The following is a 5276-nucleotide window of genomic DNA, read 5'->3' as shown; positions in this document are numbered from 1 at the left end:
GGGGCGGGCCGGACCGGCCGCGGCCGGGATTCACCCTCGGCTCCAACGCGGCGAGCGCGCCCGCGTGCGCCGCCGAGCTCGACCAGGCCGCCCTGGTCGCGGCGGCCACCAGCGAGCTGGGCGACCTTCCGGTGCGCAGCCCCCGGGTGCCCCGGCCGTCCGGCCGGATCGTGGTCGTCGGCGGCGGGATCGTCGGACTGACCGTCGCCCTCCTGCTGGGCGAGACGGGCCGGCGCGAGGTCCTCCTGCTCGACGCGGCCCCGGCCGGGCGCACCGATCCCGCCCACCGGGCCGCGACCTTCCGCGGCGCGGACGCCCACCACCTCTCGCTCACCGAGACGCTCCCCCACGCCACTGCATCCCGCCGGGAGGCGCTGCACCGGCCGCTGCCCGAGGGCGGCTGGCTGACCCGCGATCCCCGGTCGCTCGACCCGGCCGAGCAGGCCTGGGCGGCCGCCTTCGCGGCGGTGGCGGACCGCCCGGGGTTCCGCGCGCTCGCCGCCGACCTCGCCGTCGGCCTCAACCGGTTCGGGCTGGCGGGCTGGGAGGCGCTGCTGCGCCGCCGGCCGGACGCCTTCACGACGCTGCGGGTGGACCGGCGACCGTCCAGGCTGTACCTCTCGGCGGCCGAACTCGCCGCCGGGCTGCGCCTGCAGTCCCGGGTGAACGCCGCGGCGCACGAGCTGGACGCGGCCGAGGTCCACCGCCGCTGGCCCGCCCTCGGCCCCGAGGCGACCGGCGGCGGCGTGGTGGAGGTCGACGGGATGACCGTCAACGCGCACGCGTTCGCCGGTGCGGTCCGCGACCTGGCGGCCGCGAGCGGCGTGCGGTTCCGCGACTCGAGCCCGGTGCGGCGGTTGCACGCCCGACCCGGCGGCGTGGACGTCGAACTGGCCGACCGCTCGACGCTCGCGGCGGCGTCGGTCGTGGTCGCCGTCGACGGCCCCGACCTGGCGGACCTGCTGGGCGCCGACGCGCGCTCGGCCGGCACCGTCCAGCAGGTCCTGGGTGTGTTCGTGACGATCAGGAACCCGGGTCTGCACCACCCGCTGAAGGTCCACGCCCCGGAACCGCTCGGTGTCGTCAACCTCACGCTGTCACCGGACGGCATCCGCCTGCACGCGGCGGGCGGGTTCGGCTTCCTCGGCCTCGCCCGGCCCAGGCCCGGCGAGCCCGCCGCCGAGCAACTCGCCAAGGCGCTGGAGGACCTGCTCGGCCGGTTGTTCCCCGGGCCGCTGACCGTCCTGGAGCGGCGGTACAGCGAGTACCCCATGACACCCGACGGCCTGCCCGTCGTCGAGGCCGTCGAGGTGTTCGACGGCCGGGTCGTGGTGGCCGGCGGCACCAACGCCGGCGGGACGGTCCAGGCGCCCGTGCTCGCCCGGCTGGTGGAGCTGCTGCTCGACGGCGAGCCCGGCCTCCTGCACCAGGCACTGCATCCGGACCGCGGCACCGTGCGCGGATTCGCCGGGCGTGCCCAGTGACCGTGCGGCGGGTCGTGCGCGCTATGGCCCGGCCGGGGCGGGCACCGCACCTAGACTTGCCAAGCCGGAAAGTCTCGCTCAGACTTTCCAATATGGAAACTGTATCGGCCGAGCAGGCCGCGGCCGCGCTCCGGCAGACCGAGATCGCCCGGGCCGCGGTGGCCCGGGCCGGGGTCCGCCCGTGGCACCTTCCCACCCTGGCCGCGCTCAGCGCGGCGGTGCCGCTGACCGGGCTGCTGCCCGGCTGGGCCGCCGTGCCCGTCCTGCTGCTCCTCGTCACCGGCATCGGCGTGACGATCGGGCTGAACACCGAGCTGACCGGCGTGCGCGGCCGGCTACGGGCCGGGGTGCTGCTGTCCGCGGTCCCGGTGTTCGCCGGCGTCCTGGTCGCGGCGGCGCTGGTCGGTCACCCGGTCGCTTGGATCGCCGCCGCGGCGGCCTGCGCTGCGCTGGTCCTCGCGGCCGGCGCCCTGATCCGGCGCGAGCGGTGAGCGGCTGGCTCGACACCGTCATCCACGCGCCCAGCCGGTTGCAGATCTGCGCGATGCTCGACGCCGCGGCCGAGATCGAGTTCGGCACCGTCCAGGAGAGCCTGGGGCTGAGCGCGTCGGCCCTCAGCAAACACGTGAGCGTGCTGGCCGAGGCCGGCTACGTGAGCCAGCGCAAGGCCGCCCGCGACGGGCGCCCGCGCGTCTGGCTGCGGCTCACCAGGCAGGGCCGGGCCGCGTACCGCGACCATGTCGCGGCGCTGCACGCCATCATCGGCCGGCCCTGACGATCCCTGGTCGGTCACGCTCCAGCATCGCCCTGACCGATGCCGCCCGGTGGGACTGGGCCGAGCCGGGCGGTTCGGCCAGGTGGGTGATCTTCTCCGGCGGTACCGGCGGAAAGCTTGCCGCAGCCGATCGAAAGGGTGACCAGATGCTGGAACGGAAGGCTCTCGTCGTCGGCTGCGGCGTCGCGGGACCGGCGGTGGCGGTGGCCCTGCGCTGGGCCGGATTCGAGGTCGCGCTGCGCGAGGCGCGGCCCGAGCCGGACGACGCGGCCGGCGGCTGGATGATGATCATGCCGAACGGCCTGAGCGTGCTGCGCACGCTCGGCGTGGAGCCGGCCTTGCGGGCCGAGGGCACCGCGTGCGACCGGATCGTCTTCCGCGACCACGACAACCGGCGGCTGGCCGAGGTCCCGCTGCCGGGCGCGCTGTCGGTGCGGCGCGGGGCACTGCACCGGGTCCTGCGCGAGCGAGCCGTCGCGGCCGGCGCCGACGTCGCGTTCGGGCGCCGGCTCGTCGAGGTCGAGCAGTCCCGGCACGGGGTGGCCGGCTCCTTCGAGGACGGCACGGTGGACGCCGCGGACCTGCTCGTCGGGTGTGACGGGCCGTGGTCGCGGGTCCGCGCGGTCACGATGACCGAAGCGCGGCCGGCGCGGTACACGGGAATCATCTCCAGCGCCGGCGTGTGCCGGCCCGGCGGGCCGGCCCTGTCCCGGCACACGCTCGAGGACCTCCTCGGCCGGCGGCTCCCGGTGCGCTACGCCACGCAGGACTCGGGTGAGGTCTTCTGGTCCTGCAACACGGTCCTGCCCGACCGGCCCGGGGACGACTGGCCCGCCGTCGCGGACAACGCCTGGCGCGACCGGCTCCTGGCCGAGGCCGACGGCGGGGACTCACCCGCCGCCGCGCTGATCGCCGCGACCCGCGCGATCATCCGCCAGCCCATCTACGAGGTGCCGCCGCTGGACGCCTGGCACCGCGGCCGGATCTGCCTGGTCGGCGATGCGGCCCACGCGTTCCCACCCTTCGGCGGGCAGGGTGCGTCGATGGCCCTGGAGGACGCGGTGACGCTGGCCCGCGAGCTGCGTGACCGGCCGGGCATCGAGGCCGCGTTCACCGCCTACGAGCGCGGCCGGCGCCCGCGAGTGGCCCGGGTCGCGGCCGTCGCCCGCAACAACCGCCGCAGTCTCGGCGCCCGCAGCACGGCGAGCCGGTGGCTGCGCAACCGGATGCTCCCCGTCGGCGTGCGGCTCTCCGCCGGCGCGGCGCGGCGGATGTACTCGCACGAGATCGACTGGCGCGACTGAGGCGGGCCGCGGGTCACGGGGTCAGCTGCAGGGCGTGCCTGGTGAGGTGCACCAGCGCGGCGCGGGCGCTGCCGCGCTCCCGGGCGTCGCAGTACACCAGGGGCCGCCCCGGCGGCAGGTCGGCGGCGCGGGCCACGTCGGTCAGCGGGTACGTCGGGCCGTCGGGGAACTGGTTCACCGCGAGCAGGAACGGCACCCCGCGGTCCTCGAAGAAGTCGATCGCCGGGAACGCGTCGGCCATCCGGCGGGTGTCGACCAGGATGACCGCGCCGATCGCGCCCCGGGCGAGCTCGTCCCACATGAACCAGAAGCGGTCCTGGCCCGGCGTGCCGAAGAGGTACAGCATGATCTCGCCCTCGCCGAGCGTGATCCGGCCGAAGTCCAGCGCGACCGTGGTGGTGTGCTTGCCCGCGATGCCGGCGGTGTCGTCGACACCGAGGCCGGCCGCGGTGAGGGGCGCCTCGGTCGTCAGCGGCGGGATCTCGCTCACCGACGACACGAACGTGGTCTTGCCCACCCCGAACCCGCCCGCGATGAGAATCTTCACCGCGGTCGGTGCCGCCACGGCCGGGTCAGAGCCGAACGAGTCCATCCAACACCTTCTTGAGGAGGTCCCGACCGGGGCGTTCCACGTCGGGCGGGCGGTGCACGGAGAGGATCCCGGCCCGCTGCAGGTCGTCGACGAGCACCTGCACGACGACGAGTGGCAGGCGCAGGTGCGCGCCGATCTCGGCGATCGAGTGGATCTGGACGCATAACACGGCGATGGCGCGCGCCTCGGGCTCCAGCGGGTAGCGTTCCCACAGCGCCCGCTGGCCGGCCGTCGTCGTGCAGACCAGCGCGAGGAGCATCAGCGGGGCCGCCGGTCCGGTCCGGCCGTTCGTCACCGCGTAGGGCCGCACCAGCGGCTCGGGCAGGTCGTCCCAGTCGTCGGGTGCGGCTGCCTCCACCATGTCGGGTTCCGCCGGTCCGGGTCAGGCGGTGAGGGCCGGGCTCGGCCGCAGCCCGGGCGCGAAGAACGCCCCGGCCTGCCCGGCGAGCACGGCCATCTCGTAGGCGATCTGCCCCACGTCGGCGTTGATGTCGGCGCAGACGGCGAGACAGGCACTCGCGTCGGGGCCGAGCGCGGACACGAAGAAGTAGGCGTGCTCCATCTCCATGATGGTCTTGCGGCCCAGGCCCCAGCCGTGCTGCCGGGACGCCCCGCGCGCCAGCCCGTTCAGCGCGGCGGCCACGGCGGCGAGCTGGTCTGCGGCGGCCTGGTCGAGGTTGCTGGACCGGGCCAGCAGCAGCCCGTCGGCGCTGAGCACGATCGAGGAGCGCACGTCGGCGACGGTACGGCCGAAGCGGTCCAGCAGGTAGGAAAGGTCGGCGGCCATGCGGTCATCTCCCGTTCTCTGGCGCGGCGGCGTCCTGCCCCCGCGCGTACCCGTTCATGAATCCGGCGGCGAGGCGCCGGGCGTCGTCAGGGCTCGCGGAGACGGGCCGCGCGGCCGGCGGCGGACTGTCGGCGGGGGTGGCGGCGTCCCGCAGCGGATCGGCGAGATGCGCGCCGCGGACCCGGTGCGGTAGCTGGGGCAGCGTGGCGGAACGGCCGTTGGCGGCCGGTCCGGCGGGCGCGGCGGCGGGCGGTGCCGTGACCGGGGCGGGCGGTGGCGCTCATGCGTCCTCCCCCACGGTGGTCGTGACGAGCACGTCAAGCGCCTCCACGCG

General features: G+C 75.9%; 7 protein-coding genes. 4 read left to right on the top strand and 3 right to left on the bottom strand.

Features of this window, described 5'->3' with window-relative positions:
• The 4 genes from ABZS66_RS60210 to ABZS66_RS60195 all read left to right on the top strand — a co-directional run.
• Positions 1-1484, top strand: a 1484-nt coding sequence (locus ABZS66_RS60210; RefSeq protein WP_354773771.1) for an FAD-dependent oxidoreductase, incomplete at its 5' end; no start/stop codon positions are given.
• Positions 1485-1576: 92 nt separating this feature from the next.
• A complete protein-coding gene (locus ABZS66_RS60205) occupies positions 1577-1975 on the top strand; it encodes a hypothetical protein (protein ID WP_354773769.1) in 399 nt (132 codons plus the stop codon).
• Positions 1972-2259, top strand: coding sequence for a transcriptional regulator (locus ABZS66_RS60200; protein ID WP_354773767.1), 288 nt, complete (start codon positions 1972-1974; stop codon positions 2257-2259). The genes ABZS66_RS60205 and ABZS66_RS60200 overlap by 4 nt, the downstream gene beginning before the upstream one ends.
• 146 nt (positions 2260-2405) lie before the next feature.
• Positions 2406-3563, top strand: coding sequence for an FAD-dependent monooxygenase (locus tag ABZS66_RS60195; RefSeq protein WP_354773765.1), 1158 nt, complete (start codon positions 2406-2408; stop codon positions 3561-3563).
• A 13-nt stretch (positions 3564-3576) separates the two neighbouring features.
• Here the strand turns inward: ABZS66_RS60195 and ABZS66_RS60190 are convergent, their stop codons facing one another.
• From ABZS66_RS60190 to ABZS66_RS60180, 3 genes are read right to left on the bottom strand one after another with little or no spacing between them, the layout of a single operon-like run.
• Positions 3577-4155, bottom strand: coding sequence for an ATP/GTP-binding protein (locus ABZS66_RS60190; protein ID WP_354773763.1), 579 nt, complete (start codon positions 4153-4155; stop codon positions 3577-3579).
• Positions 4136-4516 carry a DUF742 domain-containing protein gene (locus ABZS66_RS60185; protein WP_354773761.1) on the bottom strand — a complete coding sequence of 127 codons (381 nt, stop codon included), beginning with the start codon at positions 4514-4516 and terminating at the stop codon, positions 4136-4138. The genes ABZS66_RS60190 and ABZS66_RS60185 overlap by 20 nt, the downstream gene beginning before the upstream one ends.
• A gap of 21 nt (positions 4517-4537) precedes the next feature.
• Positions 4538-4942 (bottom strand): roadblock/LC7 domain-containing protein, encoded by a 405-nt coding sequence (locus tag ABZS66_RS60180; protein WP_354773759.1) that lies wholly within the window; start codon positions 4940-4942, stop codon positions 4538-4540.
• Positions 4943-5276: the final 334 nt, after the last annotated feature.

It is taken from the genome of Dactylosporangium sp. NPDC005572 (assembly GCF_040605515.1).
Taxonomy (GTDB): Bacteria; Actinomycetota; Actinomycetes; order Mycobacteriales; family Micromonosporaceae; genus Dactylosporangium.
The sequence above is the reverse complement of the archived record's forward strand: the minus strand, read 5'-3'. Positions and strand labels throughout refer to the sequence as shown.

What these genes read in the sequence shown, in the direction of transcription:
- ABZS66_RS60205 (WP_354773769.1), top strand. Translation starts at nt 1,577, where the DNA reads ATGGAAACTGTATCGGCCGAGCAGGCCGCGGCCGCGCTCCGGCAGACC.
- ABZS66_RS60195 (WP_354773765.1), top strand. Translation starts at nt 2,406, where the DNA reads ATGCTGGAACGGAAGGCTCTCGTCGTCGGCTGCGGCGTCGCGGGACCG.
- ABZS66_RS60190 (WP_354773763.1), bottom strand. Translation starts at nt 4,155, where the DNA reads ATGGACTCGTTCGGCTCTGACCCGGCCGTGGCGGCACCGACCGCGGTG.
- ABZS66_RS60185 (WP_354773761.1), bottom strand. Translation starts at nt 4,516, where the DNA reads ATGGTGGAGGCAGCCGCACCCGACGACTGGGACGACCTGCCCGAGCCG.
- ABZS66_RS60180 (WP_354773759.1), bottom strand. Translation starts at nt 4,942, where the DNA reads ATGGCCGCCGACCTTTCCTACCTGCTGGACCGCTTCGGCCGTACCGTC.